Raw genomic sequence first — 21,302 nt, 5'->3', positions numbered from 1 at the left:
GGCGTGATGTACGTGCTGGACGAGCCCTCCATCGGCCTGCACCAGCGCGACAACGACCGCCTGATCGGCACGCTGCAGCACCTGCGCGATCTCGGCAACAGCGTCATCGTCGTCGAGCACGACGAGGACATGATCCGCATGGCCGATTGGGTTGTGGACATGGGCCCTGGCGCCGGCGAGCACGGCGGCGAAGTCGTCGCCCAGGGCGACCCCGAGACCGTGCAGCGCGATCCCAATTCGCTGACCGGCCAGTACCTGAGCGGCGCCCGCGCCATCGCCATCCCCAAGCGCCGCCCCGTCGACGACGAGCTGCCTTGGCTGACGCTCACCGGCGCCACCGGCAACAACCTCAAGAACGTCGACCTGCACGTGCCCGCCGGCCGGCTCGTCTGCGTGACCGGCGTGTCCGGTTCGGGCAAGTCCACGCTCATCAACGACACGCTGGCGGTGGCCGTATCGCGCCAGCTGCATCACGCGCAGAGCGAGCCCGCCCCCTACGTGTCGATGCAGGGGCTGGAGAACTTCGACAAGATCATCAGCGTGGACCAAAGCCCCATCGGGCGCACGCCGCGCAGCAATCCCGCCACGTACACGGGACTGTTCACGCCCATCCGCGAACTCTTCGCCGGCGTGCCGGAAGCGCGCACGCGCGGCTACGACCCGGGACGGTTCAGCTTCAACGTGAAGGGCGGCCGCTGCGAAGCCTGCCAGGGCGACGGCGTGGTCAAGGTCGAGATGCACTTCCTGCCGGATATGTACGTGCCTTGCGACGTCTGTCACGGCAAGCGCTACAACCGGGAAACCCTCGAGATCCGCTACCGCGGCCGCAACATCAGCGAGGTGCTGGACCTGACCGTCGAGCAGGCGCTCGAATACTTCGAGTCCGTGCCAGCCATCTCGCGCAAGCTGCATACGCTGATCGACGTGGGTCTGTCTTACATCCGCCTGGGGCAAAGCGCGACCACCCTGTCCGGCGGCGAGGCGCAGCGCGTGAAGCTCTCGCAAGAGCTATCGCGCCGCAGTACCGGCCGCACGCTGTACATCCTGGACGAGCCGACGACGGGCCTGCATTTCCGCGACATCGAACTGCTGCTGCAGGTGCTCAATCAGCTGGTGGACGCCGGCAACACGGTGCTCATCATCGAGCACAACCTGGACGTCATCAAGACGGCCGACTGGCTTATCGACATGGGTCCCGAAGGCGGCGACGGCGGCGGCAGGGTCGTGGCGCAAGGCACGCCGGAAATCGTGGCGGCAACAGAGGCCAGCCACACCGGCCAGTATCTGGGCAAGCTTTTGCGCCGCAGGCCGGGCGACTGAACACCCCCACTCCATCCAATGGGAAAGCCAGCATGTACACCCTGATCATCGGCAACAAGAACTACTCGTCCTGGTCCATGCGTCCGTGGATCGCGCTGCGCGCCGCGGGCGTCGCGTTCACGGAGCAGAAGGTCGGCCTGTTCACCGAGGCGTTTTCAACGCGCCTGGCCGCCGTGTCGCCCGCCGGCCTGGTGCCTGTGCTGCTGGACGGCGATTTTGCCGTGTGGGATTCGCTGGCCATTTGCGAGTATGCCGCTGAGCATCACCCGGAGGCCGCCCTGTGGCCGAAAGACGCGAAGGCCCGCGCGCGGGCGCGCTCGCTGGCCGCGCAGATGCACAGCGGATTCGGCGCCCTGCGCCAAGCCATGCCGATGAATGTCGAAGCCGATTTGCCCGGCATCGACTTCCCCGAAGCGGCGCTCGCGGACGTCGCGCGCGTGCAAGCCATCTGGCGGGAAACGCGTGCGCAGTTCGGCCAGGGCGGCCCGTTCCTGTTTGGCGGGTTCTCGATTGCCGACGCCTTCTTTGCGCCGGTGGTCTCGCGTTTCAAGACCTACGACATCGCTGCGGAAGGTCCGGTGCGCGACTACATGGACGCCGTGCTGGCGCTGCCAGCTATGCAGGAATGGACGCGGGACGCGCTGGCCGAAGCAACCTTCGTCGAGGCCGACGAGCCCTACCGCAAGCAGCGCTGACGGTTACCCGCCCAAGAACATCGGCGGCTGCTACGCCATGTCGAACAGCCGCTTGTGTTCGCGGATCGCGTAGCGGTCGGTCATGCCGGCGATGTAGTCGGAAATGGCGCGCGCCTGTTCGTTGAACTGCGCGCGGCGGTAATCGGGCGGCAGCAGACGCGGATCGTCCAGGAACGCCGCAAACAGCTCGCGCACGATGCCCCGCGCCTTGCGCGTCATGCGCAGCACGCGATAGTGGCGGTACAGGTTGTCGAACAGAAATTTCTTCAGCGTGTCGGCTTCGCGGCGGATTTCGTCGGAAAACCCCGCCAGCGGCGGCGAGCGTCGCACGTCGTCCGCGCTGGCCGGCGCCGCGTCGCGGATGCGCGCAAGCGACGTGTGGGTCAGGTCGACGATCAGCGTATTGATCATGCGGCGTATCGTTTCAGCGACCGCGCGCCGCGGCGCCAGACCGGGATAGCGGTCCACCACGTACGCATGGTGGCGCTCGAAGATCGACACTTCCTTCAGCTGATCCAGCGTGATCAACCCGGAACGCAGGCCGTCGTCGATGTCGTGATTGTTGTAGGCGATCTCGTCAGCCAGGTTGGCAAGCTGCGCCTCCAGCGACGGCTGTGTGCGGTTGAGGAACCGTTCGCCGACATCCCCCAGCATCCGTGCGTGGGCCACCGAACAATGCTTGAGAATGCCCTCGCGCGTCTCGAAGCACAGGTTCAGGCCATTGAAGTCGGCGTAGCGCTCTTCAAGCTCGTCCACCACGCGCAGGCTTTGCAGGTTGTGCTCAAAGCCGCCCGCCTCCGGCGCCAGCTCGCGCATGCAGGCGTTCAGCTCGTCCTGGCCGGCATGGCCGAAGGGCGTATGCCCCAGGTCATGCGCCAGCGAGATGGCTTCGGTCAGGTCTTCGGACAGTCCCATGCTGCGCGCCAGCGTGCGCGCGATCTGGGCCACTTCCAGGCTGTGCGTGAGACGTGTTCGGAACAGGTCACCCTCATGGTTGACGAAGACCTGCGTCTTGTACTCCAGCCGCCGGAACGCGCTGGAATGAACGATGCGATCGCGATCCCGCTGGAATTCCGTGCGGTTCTCCGGCGGCGGCTCGTCATGCGTCCGGCCGCGCGATCGGGACGGGTGAGAAGCATAGGAAGCCAGTTCATTCATCTGCAACACCGTCCTTGACTGCGTTTACTGGGTGGTTCGGGCCAGCACGGCGCGCACCGCATCGTCGGGGGCCGGCCGCATCATGGCTTCACCGATGCGTGTCATGAGCACGTAGCGGATCGAGCCGCCTTCGGTCTTTTTGTCGACCTGCATCAGATCCAGCCAGCGGTCGGCGCCCAGATCGGGCGCCACGACCGGGCAGCCGATGGCTTGCACCAGCGCGCGCACGCGTTCGACGTCGGCGCGATCAAAGCCCGCCACGTCGGCCGACAGCTCGGCCGCCTGCACCATGCCGCAGCCGACGGCTTCGCCGTGCAGCCAGGCGCCATAGCCCAGGCCCGATTCAATGGCGTGGCCAAACGTGTGGCCCAGGTTCAGGATGGCGCGCAGTCCGGATTCCCGCTCGTCCTTGCCCACCACCTGCGCCTTCAGCTCGCACGAGCGGCGGATCGCATAGGTGACGGCGTCGGCGTCGAGCGCGCGCAGTTTTTGCGCGTTGTCTTCGCACCAGCGCCAGAATTCCGGGTCCAGAATGAGGCCGTACTTGATGACCTCGGCCAGGCCCGCCGAGACCTCGCGCGCCGGCAGGGTGCCCAGCACGTCGGTATCTATCTCGACCGCAATCGGCTGGTAGAAGGCGCCGACCATGTTCTTGCCCAGCGGGTGGTTCACGGCCGTCTTGCCGCCCACCGACGAGTCGACCTGCGCCAGCAGCGTCGTGGGCACCTGCAGGAAACGCACGCCGCGCATGTAGACCGCCGCGGCAAAGCCCGTCATGTCGCCGATGACGCCGCCGCCCAACGCCACCAGGACGCAGCGCCGGTCCAGGCGATTGCCCAGCAGCGCGTCGAAGATCAGGTTGAGCGATTGCCAGTCCTTGTAGACCTCGCCGTCGGGCAGCTCGATGCGCAGCACCCGCTTGCCCGTGCGCGCCAGCGCGGCTTCGGCCCGCTCCGCGTACAGGGCAGCCACGGTCGGATTGGTGACCACGGCAATCGCGGTGGCATCCGCGGGGATGCACTGATCCAGGGAATCCAGGCGGCCGGGCCCGATGTGGATCGGATAGCTTCCGCCCGGGGTTTCGACATCAACAACGTTCATATGCGCTTCTCGAAAGCTTGCAGTTGCGGCAGCAGCGCCTTGACCAGGGTGTGGATGGGCATGGACCCCGTTTCCACCACCAGGTCGGCGACTTCCTTGTAGAGGGGCTCGCGCCGGGTCATGAGGTCGCGGAGCGTGCCACGTGGGTCGGCGGTGGCCAGGAGGGGCCGGTTGCGGTCGCGGCAGGTCCGGCGGAACAATTCGTCCACGCTGGCGCGCAGATAGACGACAATGCCGCGCTCGTGCAACAGTTGCCGGTTTTCGGCGGCCAGGATGGCGCCGCCGCCCGTGGCAAGAATTATGTTGCGCCGTTGGGTACACTCTTCCAGTGCGGCGGACTCTCGGCGACGAAAACCGGCTTCGCCCTCGATTTCGAAGATTACCGGCACCCGCACGCCGCAACGCGCCTCGAGCTCATGATCCAGATCCATAAAGTCGCGACCCAGCGCACGCGCCAGGCTACGGCCTATGGTTGTCTTGCCCGCGCCCATCATTCCGACCAAGAATACCGGCAGGTCGTGCGGCAACGACACGGTCTTGCCCGTGCACTCGACGGCGCAGGGCTGGCTTTCAGGCGCTGCGTCGGAGCGCTCCGGGTCCGGGGCTGCCTCCGGACATGAGTTAGCGGCAAAGTTCATGGCGGCATTATCACATTTGCCGCCAGTTGCCCGCGCACCACACTGAACTATTTTGTTACAGAAACCGATCCCCCGCCATAAGGCGGGTCCGGAGATACCCGTAAAATCGCCGCGATGAGCAAGCCCCAGAATTCCTCCAAGAAAGACAAGCCCGCCAGCAGCGGCTCCCCGATACTGCGGTTCTTCGTTAAAACCGGCATCCTTTTCGCCGGCCTGTTCCTGTGCGGCGTCCTGCTCGCGGGCATGGCGCTGGCGCTCGCGTGGCCAAACCTGCCCGACCTGAACGCCATGACGGACTACCGCCCGCGGGTGCCGCTGCGCGTGTACACCGCAGACCGCGTCCTGATCGGCGAGTTCGGCGAAGAACGCCGCAACGTGCTGCGCTTCAACGAAATTCCGGACGTCATGAAATCGGCGGTCCTGGCGGCCGAGGACGATCGCTTCTACCAGCACGGCGGCATCGACTGGATGGGCGTGGTGCGGGCCGGCCTGACCAACCTGATCAGCATGTCCAAGACGCAGGGCGCCAGCACGATCACGATGCAGGTCGCGCGCAACTTCTACCTGTCGTCCGAAAAGACCTATTCGCGCAAGTTCTACGAACTGCTGCTGACCTTCAAGATTGAATCCGAGCTCACCAAGGATCAGATCCTCGAGCTCTACATGAACCAGATCTACCTGGGCCATCGCGCCTACGGCTTCGCGGCCGCCTCGCGCACGTATTTCGGCAAGCCCCTGTCCGAAGTCACGCCGGCCGAAGCCGCCATGCTGGCCGGCATTCCCAAGGCCCCCTCGCGCTTCAACCCCATCGCCAACCGCCCCCGCGCCGAACTGCGCCAGCGCTACGTGCTGGGCCGCATGCACTCGCTGGGCTACCTGACCGAACCGGAATACAAGCAGGCGATGGCCCAGCCCATCGTCATGAAGTCCGCCGAAGGCACCCCGGCTGGCGGCTACTCCATTCATGGCGAATACGTGGCCGAGCTGGCGCGCCAGCTGCTCTACAACGTGTACCAGGACAACGTCTATTCGCGCGGCATCAACATCTACACGACCGTGCAGTCCAAGGACCAGGAAGCCGCCTACCGCGCCGTGCGCGAAGGCGTGCTGGAATACACGCGCCGCGCGCCCTACCCCGGCCCGGAAGAACAGCTCGACCTGCCCGCCGGCACCGAGAACAATCCCGCCGCGCTGGATGAATTCCTGGATGGCGTGTTCGACAAGTTTTCGGACAGCGGCGACCTGCTGACCGCGGTCGTGCTGTCGGCCAGCCCCACCGAAGTGAAGCTGGCGCGCAGCTCGCGCGAAGTCATCACCGTCACGGACAAGAAGGTGCTGGGCGTGGTGGCCCGCGCGCTGAACGACAAGGCCAAGCCCGAGCAGCGCATCAAGCGCGGCTCGGTGGTCTACATCCGCAAGTTCGGCGACAACTGGGAAATCATCAACATGCCGTCGGTGCAGGCGGCTTTTGTGGCGCTGTCGCCGCAGGACGGCGCCATCCGCGCGATGGTCGGCGGCTTCGATTTCTACCGCGGAAACTTCAACCGCGTGACGCAGGCATGGCGCCAGCCGGGTTCGAACATCAAGCCCTTCATCTACGCCGCCTCGCTGGAACGCGGCCTGACGCCGGGCACGCAGATCTCGGACCAGCCGTTCGAACTGACCGCCGCGCAAACCGGCTCAAAGGCCTGGAACCCCAAGAACTACGGCAATCAGTACGAGCCGATGCTGACGCTGCGCCAGGGGCTGTACAAGTCCAAGAACATGGTGTCGATCCGCATCCTGCAGGCCATCGGCCCGCAGTACGCGCAGGACTACCTGACCCGCTTCGGCTTTGACAAGGCGCGCCAGCCTGCCGTGCTGCCGCTGGCGCTGGGCGCCGGTTCGGTCACGCCGCTGCAACTGGCCGGCGCCTTCTCGGTGTTCGCCAACGGCGGCTACCGCGTCACGCCTTATCTCATCGACCGCGTCACCGACAGCAACGGCAAGGTCATCATGCAGTCCAAGCCGGTTGTCGCTGGCGACGCCGCGGCCCGCGCCATCGACCCGCGCACCGCGTGGGTCATGGACGACATCCTGCGCGGCGTCACCACGTACGGCACCGCGGCCCGCGCTCGCGCGCTGCTCAAGCGCGGCGACATCGCCGGCAAGACGGGCACGACCAACGAATCCGTGGACGCCTGGTTCTCGGGCTATACGCCGACGCTGGCGGCGACTGCCTGGCTGGGCTTCGACCAGCCCAAGTCGCTGGGTTCGCGCGAAACCGGCGGAGGCGTCGCCATGCCGATCTGGGTGGACTACATGCAAAACGTGTTGAAGGGCGTGCCGGAAGAAAAGCAGCGTCCGCGTCCGGACGGCCTGCTCGTCGAAAACGGCGAGTTCTACTTCTCGGAGTTTCCGCCGGGACAGGCCGTGGCCCGTCTTGGACTGCCCGAGGCCGACACGCTGGGTGAATTCCTGAACGGCCTGAGCAGCGGTTCCAGCGAAGAAACCCGGATCAAGGTCGCGCCCGGCGTGGGGACACAAACCACCACGCCGTGGTCGCAGAAGATTCCCTTCTGATGCAAAAAGGCCGGCCCATTGGGCCGGCCTTTTTTTTACAACCGGATCGTCACGGGGACGCCGGCGGCAGCGGAGCAGATCTGGGACAAGGCGTCCGGCAGCTGCGGTCCGCCCCGGGTATCGTTCCAGTGCTGGCCATCAAAGCGGTAGTGGAAGCCGCCGCTGCGCGCGGCGACCCACAGCTCCTGCATGGCGGCCTGGCTGTTCACCACGACGTGGGTGTTGTCCTCGAAAACCATGGTCAACACATTGCCGCTGCGGCTGGTTTCGACATCGACGTCGAGCGAAGCCGCCCAGTCATCGGCCTGGCTTTCGATGCTGTCCAGCACCTGGTCGATCAACGCAAGAAATTCGGTTTCGGTCATAATCGAGCCTGCAAGAATTACGGAGTTCCCAGTGTTCCAATTGGCATATAGCCGCATGGCTCTTCGCATTGTAGCCACGCTCATGGCGACCGGCATCGTGGCGGCCTGCGGGTACAAGGGGCCGCTCTACATGCCGCCGCCCCCTGAAGGCAAGGCGCCGGCCAGCACGCAGCAGACCGCGCCGCCGACGCAGATCCCTCCTGCCCCGGCCCTCCCATGACGCCTCCGTTCCCAACCCCGCCAGAATTGGCCGGCCATCCCTACTTCCAGTACCGCAATAATGTGTTGTACGCCGAAGATGTGCCGCTTGACCATCTGGCCGAACGGTTGGGAACGCCCCTTTACGTCTACTCCCGCGCGGCCCTGAAAGCCGCGTGGCAATCCTATTGCAGCGCCATCGGACCGCGTCCGGTGCTCGTCTGCTACGGCATGAAGGCCAACTCCAACCTGGCTGTGCTGGGCGAGTTCGCGCGGTTGGGCGCCGGTTTTGACATCGTGTCGGGTGGCGAACTGCATCGCGCACTTGCGGCGGGCGCCGATACCTCCCGCATCGTGTTTTCGGGCGTAGGCAAGCAAGCCTGGGAAATGCGCGATGCCCTGCACGCCGGCGTAAAGTGCTTCAACGTCGAATCGGTTGACGAACTGCACCGCCTGTCCGACGTCGCGGCGCACATGGGCCTGCGCGCCCCCGTGTCGCTGCGCGTGAACCCGGACGTCGACGCCCGCACGCACCCGTACATCTCGACCGGCCTGAAAGAAAACAAGTTCGGCATCGCCATCGGCGATGCGCTAGAGGCCTACCGCACCGCGCAGTCGTTGCCCGGTCTTCGGATCGTCGGCGTCGACTGCCACATCGGCTCGCAGCTCACCGACATCAGTCCCTACTTCGATGCGCTCGAAAAACTGCTGGACCTGATCGAAGGCCTGGAACAGGCGGGCATCCACATCGAACACCTGGATCTGGGCGGCGGGCTGGGCATCCGCTACCTGGACGAGACGCCGCCTTCTCCTCGCGCCCTGCTGGACCGGGTGTTCGAACGGTTGAACGCGCGCGGACAGGGCCATCTGCAACTGGTGCTGGAACCGGGGCGCTCGCTCGTCGGCAATGCCGGTGTGCTGCTCACCACCATCCAATACATCAAGCACGCCGAAGCCCGCAATTTCGCCATCGTCGACGCAGCCATGAACGACCTGCTGCGCCCGGCGCTCTATGACGCGTTCCATGGCGTGCAGCCGCTGCACCCGCGCGCTGGCGACCCCGCCGAATACGACATTGTCGGCCCCGTGTGCGAAAGCGCCGACTGGCTCGCCAAGCAGCGCCTGCTCACGATTCGCCAGGGCGACGTGCTGGCGGTGGAATCGGCCGGCGCCTACGGCATGACCATGGCCAGCAACTACAACTCGCGCGGCCGCCCGGCCGAGGTCATGGTCGACGGCGACCAATACTATGTCGTGCGCCAGCGCGAAACCCTGGCGGACCAGCTTCGCGGCGAATCGCTGCTACCCTGAATCCGCGCATCGCAAAAGACAAAGGCCCCTGCATGCGGGGGCCTTCGTTCATTTGCGGGGACGCTCAGGCTTAAAGCTGTCCGTACGAGTGCAGACCCGACAGGAACATGTTCACGCCCAGGAACGCAAACCCCGTGATCAACAGGCCTATCAGCGCCCAGTAGGCGGCCATTGCGCCACGCAGGCCCTTGATAAGCCGCATGTGCAGCCAGGCCGCGTAATTCAGCCAGACGATCAGCGCCCAGGTTTCCTTGGGGTCCCACTGCCAGTAAGCGCCCCACGCGTCGGCCGCCCACAGCGCCCCCAAAATGGTGGCCACCGTGAAGAAGGCGAACCCGATCGCGATGGCGCGATACATGATGTCGTCCAGCACTTCCAGCGAGGGCAGCGCTTCCGCGATGCGGCGGCGGCCCAGCAGAATGGCGCCCACGATCACCGCGCCCACGCCGAAGTACAGCATCCAGGTGGCCGACAGGCCATCGGTGCGGAACACCATCGGCTCGGCGCACAGCAGCACGCCCAGGATGAAAAGCGGCGCCAGCTTGGCCCACGACGTGGTCTGGCCGTGCTGCTTGACCAGATACGCAAAGCCCACCATCGCCGCCAGCGAGAACGTGCCGTAGCCGATGAAATTGGCGGGCACGTGCAGTTTCATCCACCAGCTCTTGAGCGCGGGCACCAGCGGCTGGATCTGTCCCGCGTCGCGCGTGAACGAATACCAGAGCAGGAACACGACGGCCGAGGTCACCACCAGCATCACGAAGCCGCCCAGCGCGCGCGTGGCGTACTTGCGTTCGTAGTAAAGATAGAACAGCGCCGTGATGAGGCAAAACAGCACGAAGACTTCGTACAGGTTGCTGACCGGAATATGACCCAGGTCCGGACCCATCAGATGGCCCTCGCGCCAGCGCACGAGCAGACCCGTGACGCCCGCAAACACCGCACCCCAGTTCAGCGCCGTACCCAGCCAGGCGGCCGTCGGGCTGAAAAGGCCGATCCAGTAGCACACCATCGACAGCGCAAACAGCGCGCTCATCCAGAGAATGGCGGACTGCGAGGAAAACAGATACTTCAAGAAGAACACCTGCTCGGCGCGGGCGAGGTCGGTGCCGTAGAGCATCAACGCCAGGCCCGCCGAGATCGCACAGGCGATCATCAACCGGCGCAGCGGCCGCCACAGCCAGCCCAGCCACGCCACTGCCGGCACCGTGCCGCACAGGATGATCTTTTCGTAATAGTCCATCGCGTGCCCGTAGCGGGTCAGCGCGAATCCCGCGCCCACCGCGAGCAGCAGGAAGAAGACGATGTCGGTCCAGTCGGGCTTGCCGCGCTGCGCACGGTCGTCGCCGGTTTCGGACAAGGCGTCCTGCCAGAGCGATTCAGGCGACGGGGGTTGCGTGGTGGTCGTCGTGGACATAAATAACCTTAGGACCCTTTTTTCTGGCGCAGCAGCGCCTGCTTGAAGCGTTCGAACTCTTGATTGAAGTCAAGTGTACGCTTCTGTGACGTCATGGCCGCCAGGACGCTGCTGCCGCCGCCTTGCGGCTTGACCCAGATCCAGACGCGACGATCGCGGATATAGAACATGGAGAACACGCCCAGCACCAGCAGCAGGCTGCCCAGGTAGACGGTGTTCTTGCCCGGCGTGCGGCTGACCTGGAACACGCTGGCCTGCACGTGATTGAAATCGGCCAGCGACAGGAAGACTGGCGCGGGATAGACGGTCAGATCGGACAGCGCAGCCACGGCAAGGCGCGACCACACCGCCGCGCGTTCGCCCTCCTGGCCTTCGACGGGCACGGGCGATTGACCGGCGCGTTCGCGCGCGATGGCGCGCAATTCATTCATGCTGGCGCCGATCAGGCGGATCACGACATCTGCCGCGCGCTCGAGATCCGGGGCGGGCGTATTGGCTTGCAGGAAAGCCGCAACGGCCTGCAGGCCACCAGAGGCAAACGTGTCCAGCGCGCGCTCAGCCGCAGTCTCCAAAGGCTGGCGATCCGCTCCCGACGGGCTGTTGCGCTCGGCAAAGCGGCGGGCGGCTTCCTTGCGCGCGGCCGGGTCCGCCAGGGTGGCGCGCAGGCGCATGAATTCAGCGATGGTGCTGTCGTCGTCGGCCGGAATGCGCAGATAGCGGAACGGCTCGGCCGCGTTGTTGCGCACGCCGGCCAAGAACACGGCCGCGCCGTCCAGCTCGACCGGCAGCATGTAGTTCTGGAATTCGTGCGCCTGGCCCGCATCGTCGATCAGCTTGTACTCGACGCTGGGCCCGACGTTGCGCAGGTTCTCGTTCTTTTTGCCGGCCGCGCTGCCGGCAACCGATGCCACGTGTTCCGCAAAGCTCTGGTTGGCGCCCTTTGGGTCGCCGCGGGTCAGGTCCTCGACGTTGATCGGACGCATGGCCGTGATCTCGATGCCCATGCTGCGCGGACCCTTGGCCGTCTGGGCGGTAAGTTCGCTGGTCTTGCCGACCGTGCCATCGACCGAGAAGGTGGCGTCGTTGGCGCCCACCAGCGGATAGCCCTTGAGCGCGACTGTGCTGCCGCCATCGTCAAAGCTGGACTGATAGACCGTCATGCCCTTGAAGCGCAGCGGCTCGTTCACCTCGATGGTCGAATCGAAGGTCTTGCCGGTGTCCGGGTCCGTGACCTCGACTTCGCTGGCGAAGCGGCTGGGCATGCCGGTGGAGTAATAGTCGACGACGAATTTCTTGAGCTTGAGCGTGAAGGGCATCGGCTGCACCAGCGCGCCGTCGCCCACCATCACGACGGCCGTGCTGGCCTGACCGCCCTCGGGCACGAGGACGCTGGCGCGAAAGCTCGGATTGTTGACCGACAGGCGCCCGCTTTCCGGCACTTCGGAAATCAGCATGTTCTCGACGATGGGCTGCTTGCCGCCGAACATGACCTGCAGGCGCACCGGCAACTCGCTGTCGAGCAGGCCGCCGATACAGATGATGACCATGGCCGCGTGGGCGAACACATAACCCAGGCGGTTTGCGCTGCCCTTCTTGGCCGCCAGCAGGACGCCGTCCTGGTCTTCGCGCACACGCACCGCATACCCCATGCGGCCCAGCAGCGCCTTCAGGCCGGTCACGGTCTGCGGCACGCCGGTGGGCTCGTTGGTTTCCACGCGATGGGGGAATGCGCGCAGGCTGCCTTCGCGCACGTGCTCGCGGAACGAACGGGCGTCGCGCAGCATCTTGGGTGCGTTGCGGATCAGGCACACCGAGGTCGACACGACCAGAAAGCCCATGATCAGCAGGAACCACCAGCTGTTGTAGACGTGCCAGATGGAGAACTTGTCGAACACTTCAAACCAGAACGGGCCGAACTGGTCGATGTAGTTATTGGACGAGCGGTTCTGCTGCAGCACCGTCCCCACCAGGCTGGCCACGCAGATGAACATCAGCAGGCTGACGGCAAAACGCATCGAACCCAGAAGTTCAAAGAGATCGCCTGGCAGGCTGCGCAAAGAGGGGCGGGAGTGGGTTCGAGTCGAATTCATGAAAAAAGGGGGGCCGCGCAATCGGCTACCCCCCTCATAGACAGTGCGTGACGGAACGAGGTTCCGGCACGCTCAAGTTGCATCAACGCGGACCGGCCGCGCACGTTGCGGCCGATCGATTACCGAAGGCCGGCCGCGTAATCCGACACCGCCTTGATGTCGGCATCCGACATGCGGTCCGCGATGGCATGCATGACGTCGTTCTTGCGGTCGCCGCTACGGAAAAGCTTCAGTTGCTCTTCGATGTAGACGGGGAACTGGCCCGACAGACGGGGGTATTGACCGGGAATCCCGGCGCCATTGGCAGAATGGCATGCCGCACAAGCCGGGACGTTGCGGTCAGGCAAACCGCCACGCCAGATCTTTTGACCTAGCTCAACCAAGTTCTCATGGCCAGCCGTGGCGGGCTCTTTGAGCGGCTGCGTTGCCAGGTACAGCGCAATGTTCTGCATGTCGGCCGGCGTCAGGTTCTGCACCATGACGGTCATGGGGCTGGGATTGCCGCCCGGGCCATTGCGAAGGGGAGCTTTGGCGCCTTCCTTCACCTTGAAGTCGGCAAGCTGCTTGGCCAGGTATTCGTGCGGCTGCGCGGCCAGGTTCGGGTTCACCGGAATGGTGCTGTTACCCGCCGCGCCGTGACAGGAGGCACAGGCAATGATGCCGCGGGCCGCGTCGCCCTGGTCAAACAGCTGGCCGCCCTTGGCGGCATCTGGTTTGGCCGGGCCCGCAGCGCCATTGGCGGCGAAACTCGTAGCAGAGAGGGCGGAGGCGCCGAGCAACAGCCCGCTCGCAACCAACATCCGGGACAGCACACGCTTCATGAAGACCTCGACGATCACATCGATCAAGGCGCAAAAAGGCGCCCACGCCTGCCCGCACTCGCAGTAAAACCGTAACGAACCTGTTTTGCTTGTCCTGCTTGCGATCTTGCTGCGATGCTGCGTCAGCGCTGCCCGAAAGGGACATTCATTGGCTGGATGGCAGCTAAACAGTAAGCAAAAAAGACGGCTCCGCGCACGGGGACCACTGTAGCAAACGCCGGATTATACAATAGGGCTCGAAACCAACCGTATCGAAAGCCATCCGTGTCCCTCCTACATCGCGCCTCCTTCCTCACTTCCGCGGCTCGCCTCGACCAGTTGCCGCCCGCCGGCGCTCCCGAGGTCTGCTTTGTCGGCCGCTCAAACGCCGGCAAGTCCACATCCATCAACGTGCTGTGCAACCAGCGCCGTCTTGCGTTCTCCAGCAAGACGCCGGGCCGCACGCGCCTGATCAACATGTTCGGCCTGCCGGACCCGCTGGACCCGGAGGCCCACATCGGCTATCTGGTCGACCTGCCCGGCTACGGCTACGCGTCCGTGGCCCGCAACGAAAAGGAAAAGTGGGCGGACATCCTGGGCGGCTACCTGCGCGACCGTGAATCGCTCGTCGGCATCGTGTTGCTCATCGACATCCGCCGCGGTGTGACCGAACTGGACCGGCGCCTGGCGAACTTCATCGCCCCCACCGGCCGCCCCGTGCTGGCGCTGCTGACCAAGGCCGACAAGCTGCCGTACGGACAGCGCATGCGCACCGTGTTCTCGGTCCGCAAGGACCTGGCCGACATCGGCGCACTGCACACGATTCCCTTCTCGGCGCCCGAGCGCATCGGCCTGGAAGAAGCCGGCGCCCACATCGAAAATTGGATTTCCCCCAAGGTCGTACCATGAACCCGCAGATCATCACCCCTGAGTTTCCGGTTTCCCGCCCTCGCCGCCTGCGCCGCGACGACTTCACCCGCCGTCTGGTGCGCGAGAACGCACTGACGGTCAATGACCTGATCTACCCCGTCTTCGTTGCCGAAGGCTCCGGCCTGCGGCAGGCCGTGGCGTCCTTGCCCGGCGTGGTCCGCTATTCGCTGGACACGCTGCTGCCGGTGGCCGAGGAATGCGTCGCGCTGGGCATCCCCGTGCTGTCGCTCTTTCCCGCCATCGACCCGTCGCTGAAGACACCCGACGGCATCGAAGCCACCAATCCCGACGGCCTGATTCCGCGCGTGGTCCGCGAGCTGAAGTCGCGTTTCCCGGACCTGGGCGTGCTGTGCGATGTGGCATTGGACCCGTACACCAGCCACGGCCAGGATGGCGTCATCGACGCCGACGGCTACGTGGTCAACGAACCCACCGTCGAGATCCTGGTCAAGCAGGCCCTCACGCAGGCCGAAGCCGGCGTCGACATGGTCGCCCCCAGCGACATGATGGACGGCCGCATCGGCGCGGTGCGCCGCGCGCTCGAAGCCAACGGCCACATCCACACGCGCATCATGGCGTATTCGGCCAAGTACGCCAGCGCGTTTTACGGTCCGTTCCGCGATGCCGTGGGCTCGGCCACCAATCTGGGCAAGTCCAACAAGATGGCCTACCAGATGGATCCGGGCAACATCGACGAGGCGCTGCGCGAAGTGGCCGGCGACCTGCAGGAAGGCGCCGACATGGTCATGGTCAAGCCGGGCATGCCTTATCTGGACGTGCTGCGCCGGGTCAAGGACACGTTCCGCGTGCCGACCTTCGCCTACCAGGTCAGCGGCGAATACGCGATGATCAAGGCCGCCGCCGCCAATGGCTGGCTCGACCACGACAAGGTCATGATGGAAGCGCTGCTGGCCTTCAAGCGCGCCGGCGCCGACGGCATCCTGACGTACTTCGCCATCGAAGCGGCAAAGCTGCTGAAAAACCAGCGTTGAGAAGACCACGGGCGCGGCGGTTCCGGCCGTCTGCGCCCCGCATTGCCCGCTAACTGCAAGCAATCCCCGGCCATCAAGCCTTTGCGGCGGCAGCCCGCGCCGGCTGCGCGCCGCGGCGCAGTCCCAGCCACGTTCCGCCCAGCACGCAGCCCAGACCGACGACATGCGTCAACGTGACGTGCTCGTCCAGGAACAGGGCCGCGAACAGCAATCCGAAGATCGGCAGCCAGTTCACGAACAGCGCGGCGCGGCTGATCCCCAACCGCGCGATGCCCGCGTTCCACACGATGTTGCTGACACCGGACGCGATCACCGCCGAAAACATCAGCACCGCCCACGGCCACCACGCCATCTGCCACGTCTCCGCGTGATACGAGGAAGGCGTCAGCGCGGCATGTCCCACCAGCATCACGCCGCCGGCCAGGTACATGTACCAGAGCATTCCCAGTGGATCCATCATGCGCGACATCCGTTGGATGACGAGGCCGCCAAACACGAACACCAGCACGGCCACGAAAACCACCGCGTCACCCCAGCCGGTCAGCCCGAGCTGCGCGCCGCTGCCCACCACCACCATGCCGACGCCCAAGAGGCCGAGCAGCGCGCCGGCAATGCGGGTCGCCGTAAGCTTTTCGCGGTAGAAGATGGCGGCCAGAAAGGCGGACAGCAACGGGCTGGTGGCCATGATCAGCGTGCCGTTGGCCGCCGACGACACCCGCAAGCCCGACACCAGCGCCACCTGATGCGCATACACCACCAGAAACCCGGCAAGCGCCACCCAGCCAAGCTGCGCGCCACCCAACTTGGGAATACGGCTGCCGCGCGCCTTGATGATGAGCGTGACGGTGATGAACGCGATGACGATCCGAACGGCGGCGAGCGCCTGGATGTCCATGTGCTGCGTCAGATACTTGATGGAGACGATGTTCAGGCCCCACGTGGCCATGACGAACATCAATTGAAGGTAAATCAGACCGTTCCGGTCCTGACTTGCATCAACGGTGGAGGACGTCACGGCGCCGGCCTGGAGGGAGTGGGATGCGCCGCGCGCGCGGCGAAGCGATCATGGTATATCGCGCCCTTTCTTGATTCAACGCAAGCATCGCCGCGTTGCGCGCATCAGACGTTGAGCGCCTGCCCTGCCGCCAGCCCGCCCGTCCCTCAACGCACGAGCACGCGGTCCAGCGATTCCGTGAAGCGCTTTGCGTCCTGAAAGCCCACCACGCGCGCATCCGCGATTTCCTTGCCGCCCGGCTCGAAGAACATGATGCCGGGCGGTCCGAACAGCCGGAAGCGCTTGAGCAGCGCGCGGTCGTCAGCATTGTTCGCCGTCACATCCGCCTGCACCAGCACCATGCCCGCCATGCGCTGCGCGACACCCGGGTCCGTGAAGGTGAAGCGCTCCATCTCGCGGCACGACACGCACCAGTCCGCATAGAAGTCCAGCATCACGGGCCGGGAGCTCTGCGCCAGCAGCGCGTCCAGTTCGGCATTGCTGCGCACACGCGTGAAATGGACCTCGCCCGCGGCGGCGCCGCCGGCAGCCGGCGCATCGCCCCGCGCGGCCAGGTGCGACAGCGGCTGCAGGACATCCCGGCCGCCGCTGGCCGCACCTACGAGCCACGCCGCGGCCGCCAGGGCGAGCAACAAGCCCAGGCCCTTGCCGAACATGCGCCCGGCGCCCGCGCCTTGCGGCAGGCCGTCAAAAGCGCGCAGCATCACGGCCGACACGACGGCCAGGAACGCCCAGCCCGTCATCTGGACCCACGTGGGCACAACGGGAATCAGCATCCACCACGCGGTCGCCAGCAGCAGCATGCCGAACAACCGCTTCACGCCATCCATCCACGGCCCGGCTTTGGGCAGCAAGGCGGACGACGAAGCGCCGACGATCAACAGCGGCACGCCCATTCCCCACGCCATCGCGAACAGCGCCGATCCGCCCAGGACCACGTCGCCGGTCTGCGAGATATAAAGCAAGGCGCCGGCCAGCGGCGCGGCCACGCACGGGCCGACGATCAGGGCCGACAAGGCGCCCATGACCAGCGCGCCGGTGTAGCGTCCGCCCGGCACGCGCGACGAGCGCTCGGACAGCATCGCCTGAACACCCGACGGCATCTGGAACGTGAAGACATCGAACATCGCCAGCGCCAGCACGGTCAGCAGGATCGCAAAGAGAGTCAGGATCCACGGCGTCTGCAGCCAGGCGGCAAGCCCCGCGCCGCTCAGGCCGGCAGCCACGCCCAGCGCGGTGTACACCACCGACATGCCCAGCACGTAGGTGGCGGCCAGCGCCAATCCGCGTCCGCGGCTCGGCCGTTCCTGCTGGGCGCCGCCCAGCACGATGGACGACAGGATCGGAATCATGGGCAGCACGCACGGCGTGAAGGCCAGCAACAATCCCAGCACCAGAAACACGCCCGCCGTCTTGATCCATCCCAGGCCACCCAGCGCGTCGGCCAGGCCCGTGTCCCCGGCAGTGACCAGTGCGGACAAACCGCCCGGCGCCGCTTGCGCCATGGACGCCGCGCCCAGCCCCGCGCCTGCGACGGCGTATCCGCCTGCCGCGGGCGTGAGCTTCACGGTGCTGTCCATCGGCGGATAACAAAGCCCGGCATCCGCACAGCCCTGGCCGGTCAGCGTCAGCGTGAACGGCTGCGCGCCGGTTCCAACCGGGACGCGGATCGTCACGTCCTTATGGAAGACCTCCATGTCCTTTTCAAAGGTCGGGTCGTACTTGACCTCGCCCTTCGGATACACGGGCTCGCCCAGCGTGGTGGCGTCGGCGGGGCTGATGGCAATGGCGAAGCGCTCGCGGTACATGTAATAGCCGGGCGCGACCTTGTAGTGCAGCTCCAGCGTGTCCGCGGACGCCATGTTGGCGCTGAACACGAACGCCTTTTCAGGCTCCAGGAATTCGGTCTCCGCGCGCGCGGCAGCCTGCCATCCGAACAGCAGAATGGCCAGCGCCAGCAGCATCAGGCAGTGCCTGACAAAGGGGGAGGTCGCGCTCTCGGCGCGCCCGCGCGCGCCGACCGTACCGGCAAGTTGCAACATCAGTTTCTCTTGTTCTGCGTAATGGCCGTCTGCTCGCGCACCCAGTCCAGGTATGGCGCCGCGCCGGCGATGACCGGCAGCACGATGATCTCGGGAACGTCGTAGGGATGCATTTTCGACAGGGCCTGCACGACGGCGGTATGCCGCGCGTAGGTCGTCTTGATCTGGATGGGGATTTCTTCCGTCCCTTCGACCTCTCCGTTCCACAGGTAGATGGACAGCCCGGGCGCGCCGAGGTTCACGCACGCGGCCAGTCCGTCTTCGACGAGCACGTGCGCAATGCGCTTGGCCAGCAACAGGTCCGGCGCATTGCTGATGACCAGCACGACGTCGTCATCGCGCAACATGGAGCCTCCTTGGGATACCCGCGTGGGATGTAACTCGAGGTATTTTATCGGTATTGCGGCCACCTTCCCGGAACCGCCGCGCGCCAGGCCGCCGCGCCGCCCTCTTACACGCCGAGGCAAGCATGTCCGACAACTGCCTGTTCTGCCGCATCGCCCGTCACGAGATTCCTGCGCACGTCGTCCACGAAGACGACCGCCTGCTGGCTTTCCTCGACATCCAGCCCGTGCGCCCCGGGCATACGCTCATCATTCCCAAGCAGCACTATCCCTATTACGAAGACATGCCGGCCGACCTGGCCGCAAGCATCGTCAATCTGGGCCAGCGCCTCGGCCGCCAGATGAAACGCCTGTACGGCGTCGAACGCGTGGGGTTCGCGTTCACGGGAATCCACGTCGCGCACGCGCATGCCCATGTCATTCCGATGCATCACCCGCAGGACGTGACGTCCACGCAGTACATCGAGCAGCAGGATCTGACTTTCAGGATGCCGTCTCAGCCGCCCCAGGAGGCGCTGGCGGCCACGGCGGCGGAGCTAAGGGGGCAGTTGCGCGGCGGGCGCGAACGCGAGGATGCGGACAACGCCTGATCGGTACATCCAGGTCCCAGCGCAAATCGCAGCGCCCGATCGTGCTACCCAAAAAAACAAGGGCGGGTCCGAAGACCCGCCCTTGTCGCTTATCTAGCTGCCGAAATTACTCGGCGCTGTCCTCAGCGGCTTCATCGACTTCCGGACGGTCAACCAGTTCCATGAAAGCCATGGGAGCGTTGTCGCCTTGACGGAAGCCCATCTTCAGCACGCGGGTGTAGCCGCCGTTACGGGCCGCGTAGCGCGGGCCGATTTCGGCAAACAGCTTCACAACCGCATCGCGATCGCGCAGACGGGCAAAAGCCAGACGCTTGTTCGCGAGCGTGGGCTCCTTGCCCAGCGTGATCAGGGGTTCGATGACGCGGCGCAATTCTTTCGCCTTCGGCAGCGTGGTCTTGATGGCTTCGTGGGTGATCAACGAAACGGCCATGTTGCGGAACATGGCAAGACGGTGACTGCTGGTGCGGTTGAGCTTACGCAAGCCATTACCGTGACGCATGATAAGTTTCCTTTGAATCTAAAGAAGGCGTTTCCGCCATCGGGTTGCCGGCTCTTCTATCAGCCTGCAATCAGGCTGCGGTCCGGTAGAAAACGGGGCATTTTACGACGATTTCGCAAATCGCCCGGCGGTGAGGCCGGGCGCTGCGGGAGACACCCCTTTTCAGAGGTGGCACCCTTTCAAGACTTACGGACGCTCCAGGCCCAGGGGCGGCCAGTTCTCGAGCTTCATGCCGAGGGTCAGGCCACGTGCAGCCAGGACTTCCTTGATCTCGTTGAGCGACTTGCGACCCAGGTTCGGGGTCTTGAGCAGCTCGTTTTCGGTACGCTGGATCAGGTCGCCGATGTAGTAGATGTTTTCGGCCTTCAGGCAGTTGGCCGAACGCACCGTCAGCTCCAGGTCGTCGACCGGACGCAGCAGCACCGGGTCGATCTGCGGCGTGCCGCGGACCGGGGCTTCGTACGAATCGCCGGCGCCTTCCAGGGCGGCGAAGACCGAGATCTGGTCCATCAGGATGCGGGCCGACTGGCGCACCGCTTCCTCGGGCGAGATCACGCCGTTGGTTTCGATGTCCAGGACCAGCTTGTCCAGGTCGGTGCGTTGTTCAACGCGGGCGCTTTCAACGGCGTAGCTCACGCGGCGGACCGGGCTGAACGAGGCGTCCAGAACGATGCGGCCGATGGTGTGGGTGCGGTCTTCCGACAGCGCGCGCACGTTGCCCGGCACGTAGCCGCGGCCCTTCTCGACCTTGATCTGCATTTCCAGCTTGCCCGCTTCCGTCAGGTTGCAGATGGCGTGGCCGGGGTTGATGATCTCGACGTCGTGCGGCAGCTCGATGTCGCTGGCCAGCACGGTGCCGGCGCCGGACTTGCGCAGAACCAGCGTCACTTCGTCGCGGTTGTGCAGCTTGAAGACCACGCCCTTCAGGTTCAGCAGGATGTCGACGACATCTTCGCGAACGCCCGGGATGGTCGAATATTCGTGCACCACGCCCGTCATCTGGACTTCGGTCGGCGCGTAGCCGGTCATCGAAGACAGCAGGATGCGGCGCAGGGCGTTGCCCAGCGTGTGACCGTAGCCACGCTCGAACGGCTCCATCACGATCTTGGCATGGTGCGTGCCGACCGGTTCGACTTCAATGGAGCGCGGCTTCAGGAAACCTTGAGTGGACATTTACTGTGTTCCTTTTCAATACCCTCGGCTCGTTACACCGATAAGGCTGATGGACAGGGTGA

The 21,302-nt window shown here is 65.3% G+C and carries 20 protein-coding genes; 8 read left to right on the top strand and 12 right to left on the bottom strand.

Translation table 11 applies throughout. From position 1 onward, the window contains the following. The coding region (uvrA, locus tag RT697_RS14755; RefSeq protein ID WP_313699802.1) for an excinuclease ABC subunit UvrA at positions 1–1,320 on the top strand (1,320 nt) is incomplete at its 5' end. A 32-nt stretch (positions 1,321–1,352) separates the two neighbouring features. Continuing rightward, entirely contained in the window at positions 1,353–2,015 is a 663-nt protein-coding gene (locus RT697_RS14750) for a glutathione S-transferase family protein (RefSeq protein WP_313699800.1), read from the top strand. Positions 2,016–2,045: 30 nt separating this feature from the next. Here RT697_RS14750 and RT697_RS14745 read toward each other — a convergent pair whose 3' ends face one another. The 3 genes from RT697_RS14745 to RT697_RS14735 are packed head-to-tail and all read right to left on the bottom strand — an operon-like array spanning position 2,046 to position 4,912. Then, positions 2,046–3,173, bottom strand: coding sequence for a deoxyguanosinetriphosphate triphosphohydrolase (locus tag RT697_RS14745; RefSeq protein WP_313699798.1), 1,128 nt, complete (start codon positions 3,171–3,173; stop codon positions 2,046–2,048). A gap of 24 nt (positions 3,174–3,197) precedes the next feature. Beyond that, on the bottom strand, positions 3,198–4,274 hold the full coding sequence (gene aroB, locus RT697_RS14740) for a 3-dehydroquinate synthase (protein WP_313699797.1): 1,077 nt from the start codon (positions 4,272–4,274) through the stop codon (positions 3,198–3,200). Beyond that, positions 4,271–4,912, bottom strand: a complete 642-nt coding sequence (locus RT697_RS14735; RefSeq protein ID WP_056571064.1) for a shikimate kinase — start codon at positions 4,910–4,912, stop codon at positions 4,271–4,273. The genes aroB and RT697_RS14735 overlap by 4 nt, the downstream gene beginning before the upstream one ends. A gap of 114 nt (positions 4,913–5,026) precedes the next feature. Between RT697_RS14735 and RT697_RS14730 the strand changes: the two genes are divergently transcribed. Further along, a complete protein-coding gene (locus tag RT697_RS14730) occupies positions 5,027–7,474 on the top strand; it encodes a PBP1A family penicillin-binding protein (RefSeq protein ID WP_313699795.1) in 2,448 nt (815 codons plus the stop codon). 35 nt (positions 7,475–7,509) lie between these two features. On the opposite strand, the gene cyaY is transcribed toward RT697_RS14730, so the two are convergent. Further along, complete coding sequence (cyaY, locus tag RT697_RS14725) at positions 7,510–7,839, bottom strand: iron donor protein CyaY (protein ID WP_175124771.1); 330 nt, start codon at positions 7,837–7,839, stop codon at positions 7,510–7,512. A 55-nt stretch (positions 7,840–7,894) separates the two neighbouring features. On the opposite strand from cyaY, the gene lptM reads away from it, so the two are divergent. Together lptM and lysA are read left to right on the top strand one after the other, a co-directional pair. Continuing rightward, positions 7,895–8,059, top strand: coding sequence for an LPS translocon maturation chaperone LptM (lptM, locus tag RT697_RS14720; RefSeq protein WP_313699793.1), 165 nt, complete (start codon positions 7,895–7,897; stop codon positions 8,057–8,059). Continuing rightward, complete coding sequence (gene lysA / locus RT697_RS14715; protein ID WP_313699792.1) at positions 8,056–9,348, top strand: diaminopimelate decarboxylase; 1,293 nt, start codon at positions 8,056–8,058, stop codon at positions 9,346–9,348. The genes lptM and lysA overlap by 4 nt, the downstream gene beginning before the upstream one ends. Before the next feature lie 70 nt (positions 9,349–9,418). Here the strand turns inward: lysA and ccsB are convergent, their stop codons facing one another. From ccsB to RT697_RS14700, 3 genes are all read right to left on the bottom strand, one after another. Beyond that, the gene (ccsB, locus tag RT697_RS14710; RefSeq protein ID WP_313699790.1) at positions 9,419–10,765 is read right to left on the bottom strand and encodes a c-type cytochrome biogenesis protein CcsB; all 1,347 of its coding nucleotides are present in this window, start codon (positions 10,763–10,765) and stop codon (positions 9,419–9,421) included. Between the two features lie 8 nt (positions 10,766–10,773). After that, entirely contained in the window at positions 10,774–12,855 is a 2,082-nt protein-coding gene (locus tag RT697_RS14705; RefSeq protein ID WP_313699788.1) for a cytochrome c biogenesis protein ResB, read from the bottom strand. A 119-nt stretch (positions 12,856–12,974) separates the two neighbouring features. Further along, entirely contained in the window at positions 12,975–13,676 is a 702-nt protein-coding gene (locus RT697_RS14700; RefSeq protein WP_312431025.1) for a c-type cytochrome, read from the bottom strand. Positions 13,677–13,940: 264 nt separating this feature from the next. Here RT697_RS14700 and yihA point away from each other — a divergent pair, with 264 nt between their 5' ends. Together yihA and hemB are read left to right on the top strand one after the other, a co-directional pair. Continuing rightward, positions 13,941–14,564, top strand: coding sequence for a ribosome biogenesis GTP-binding protein YihA/YsxC (gene yihA, locus RT697_RS14695; RefSeq protein WP_056571052.1), 624 nt, complete (start codon positions 13,941–13,943; stop codon positions 14,562–14,564). Further along, on the top strand, positions 14,561–15,577 hold the full coding sequence (gene hemB / locus RT697_RS14690) for a porphobilinogen synthase (protein WP_313699786.1): 1,017 nt from the start codon (positions 14,561–14,563) through the stop codon (positions 15,575–15,577). The genes yihA and hemB overlap by 4 nt, the downstream gene beginning before the upstream one ends. A 73-nt stretch (positions 15,578–15,650) precedes the next feature. Here hemB and RT697_RS14685 read toward each other — a convergent pair whose 3' ends face one another. The 3 genes from RT697_RS14685 to cutA form a co-directional block, all read right to left on the bottom strand. Then, positions 15,651–16,532, bottom strand: a complete 882-nt coding sequence (locus RT697_RS14685) for a DMT family transporter (protein WP_313699804.1) — start codon at positions 16,530–16,532, stop codon at positions 15,651–15,653. 206 nt (positions 16,533–16,738) lie between these two features. Next, positions 16,739–18,634: a protein-disulfide reductase DsbD gene (gene dsbD / locus RT697_RS14680; protein WP_409517440.1), complete on the bottom strand. Its 1,896-nt coding sequence runs from the start codon at positions 18,632–18,634 to the stop codon at positions 16,739–16,741. Beyond that, the gene (cutA, locus tag RT697_RS14675) at positions 18,634–18,981 is read right to left on the bottom strand and encodes a divalent-cation tolerance protein CutA (RefSeq protein WP_313699784.1); all 348 of its coding nucleotides are present in this window, start codon (positions 18,979–18,981) and stop codon (positions 18,634–18,636) included. The genes dsbD and cutA overlap by 1 nt, the downstream gene beginning before the upstream one ends. A 122-nt stretch (positions 18,982–19,103) precedes the next feature. Here cutA and RT697_RS14670 point away from each other — a divergent pair, with 122 nt between their 5' ends. Next, complete coding sequence (locus tag RT697_RS14670) at positions 19,104–19,568, top strand: HIT family protein (protein ID WP_313699783.1); 465 nt, start codon at positions 19,104–19,106, stop codon at positions 19,566–19,568. A 106-nt stretch (positions 19,569–19,674) separates the two neighbouring features. On the opposite strand, the gene rplQ is transcribed toward RT697_RS14670, so the two are convergent. After that, positions 19,675–20,067 carry a 50S ribosomal protein L17 gene (gene rplQ / locus RT697_RS14665; protein ID WP_006389635.1) on the bottom strand — a complete coding sequence of 131 codons (393 nt, stop codon included), beginning with the start codon at positions 20,065–20,067 and terminating at the stop codon, positions 19,675–19,677. A 186-nt stretch (positions 20,068–20,253) separates the two neighbouring features. Continuing rightward, positions 20,254–21,240: a DNA-directed RNA polymerase subunit alpha gene (locus RT697_RS14660; RefSeq protein WP_008169002.1), complete on the bottom strand. Its 987-nt coding sequence runs from the start codon at positions 21,238–21,240 to the stop codon at positions 20,254–20,256. Positions 21,241–21,302 lie beyond the last annotated feature (62 nt).

The organism is Achromobacter sp., assembly GCF_032113835.1.
GTDB lineage: Bacteria > Pseudomonadota > Gammaproteobacteria > Burkholderiales > Burkholderiaceae_B > Achromobacter.
The sequence above is the reverse complement of the archived record's forward strand: the minus strand, read 5'-3'. Positions and strand labels throughout refer to the sequence as shown.

What these genes read in the sequence shown, in the direction of transcription:
- RT697_RS14745 (WP_313699798.1), bottom strand. Translation starts at nt 3,173, where the DNA reads ATGAATGAACTGGCTTCCTATGCTTCTCACCCGTCCCGATCGCGCGGC.
- rplQ (WP_006389635.1), bottom strand. Translation starts at nt 20,067, where the DNA reads ATGCGTCACGGTAATGGCTTGCGTAAGCTCAACCGCACCAGCAGTCAC.
- RT697_RS14705 (WP_313699788.1), bottom strand. Translation starts at nt 12,855, where the DNA reads ATGAATTCGACTCGAACCCACTCCCGCCCCTCTTTGCGCAGCCTGCCA.
- RT697_RS14670 (WP_313699783.1), top strand. Translation starts at nt 19,104, where the DNA reads ATGTCCGACAACTGCCTGTTCTGCCGCATCGCCCGTCACGAGATTCCT.
- RT697_RS14685 (WP_313699804.1), bottom strand. Translation starts at nt 16,532, where the DNA reads ATGTTCGTCATGGCCACGTGGGGCCTGAACATCGTCTCCATCAAGTAT.
- RT697_RS14660 (WP_008169002.1), bottom strand. Translation starts at nt 21,240, where the DNA reads ATGTCCACTCAAGGTTTCCTGAAGCCGCGCTCCATTGAAGTCGAACCG.
- RT697_RS14700 (WP_312431025.1), bottom strand. Translation starts at nt 13,676, where the DNA reads ATGAAGCGTGTGCTGTCCCGGATGTTGGTTGCGAGCGGGCTGTTGCTC.
- lptM (WP_313699793.1), top strand. Translation starts at nt 7,895, where the DNA reads ATGGCTCTTCGCATTGTAGCCACGCTCATGGCGACCGGCATCGTGGCG.
- RT697_RS14750 (WP_313699800.1), top strand. Translation starts at nt 1,353, where the DNA reads ATGTACACCCTGATCATCGGCAACAAGAACTACTCGTCCTGGTCCATG.
- aroB (WP_313699797.1), bottom strand. Translation starts at nt 4,274, where the DNA reads ATGAACGTTGTTGATGTCGAAACCCCGGGCGGAAGCTATCCGATCCAC.
- RT697_RS14730 (WP_313699795.1), top strand. Translation starts at nt 5,027, where the DNA reads ATGAGCAAGCCCCAGAATTCCTCCAAGAAAGACAAGCCCGCCAGCAGC.
- cyaY (WP_175124771.1), bottom strand. Translation starts at nt 7,839, where the DNA reads ATGACCGAAACCGAATTTCTTGCGTTGATCGACCAGGTGCTGGACAGC.
- ccsB (WP_313699790.1), bottom strand. Translation starts at nt 10,765, where the DNA reads ATGTCCACGACGACCACCACGCAACCCCCGTCGCCTGAATCGCTCTGG.
- RT697_RS14735 (WP_056571064.1), bottom strand. Translation starts at nt 4,912, where the DNA reads ATGAACTTTGCCGCTAACTCATGTCCGGAGGCAGCCCCGGACCCGGAG.
- cutA (WP_313699784.1), bottom strand. Translation starts at nt 18,981, where the DNA reads ATGTTGCGCGATGACGACGTCGTGCTGGTCATCAGCAATGCGCCGGAC.
- lysA (WP_313699792.1), top strand. Translation starts at nt 8,056, where the DNA reads ATGACGCCTCCGTTCCCAACCCCGCCAGAATTGGCCGGCCATCCCTAC.
- dsbD (WP_409517440.1), bottom strand. Translation starts at nt 18,634, where the DNA reads ATGTTGCAACTTGCCGGTACGGTCGGCGCGCGCGGGCGCGCCGAGAGC.
- hemB (WP_313699786.1), top strand. Translation starts at nt 14,561, where the DNA reads ATGAACCCGCAGATCATCACCCCTGAGTTTCCGGTTTCCCGCCCTCGC.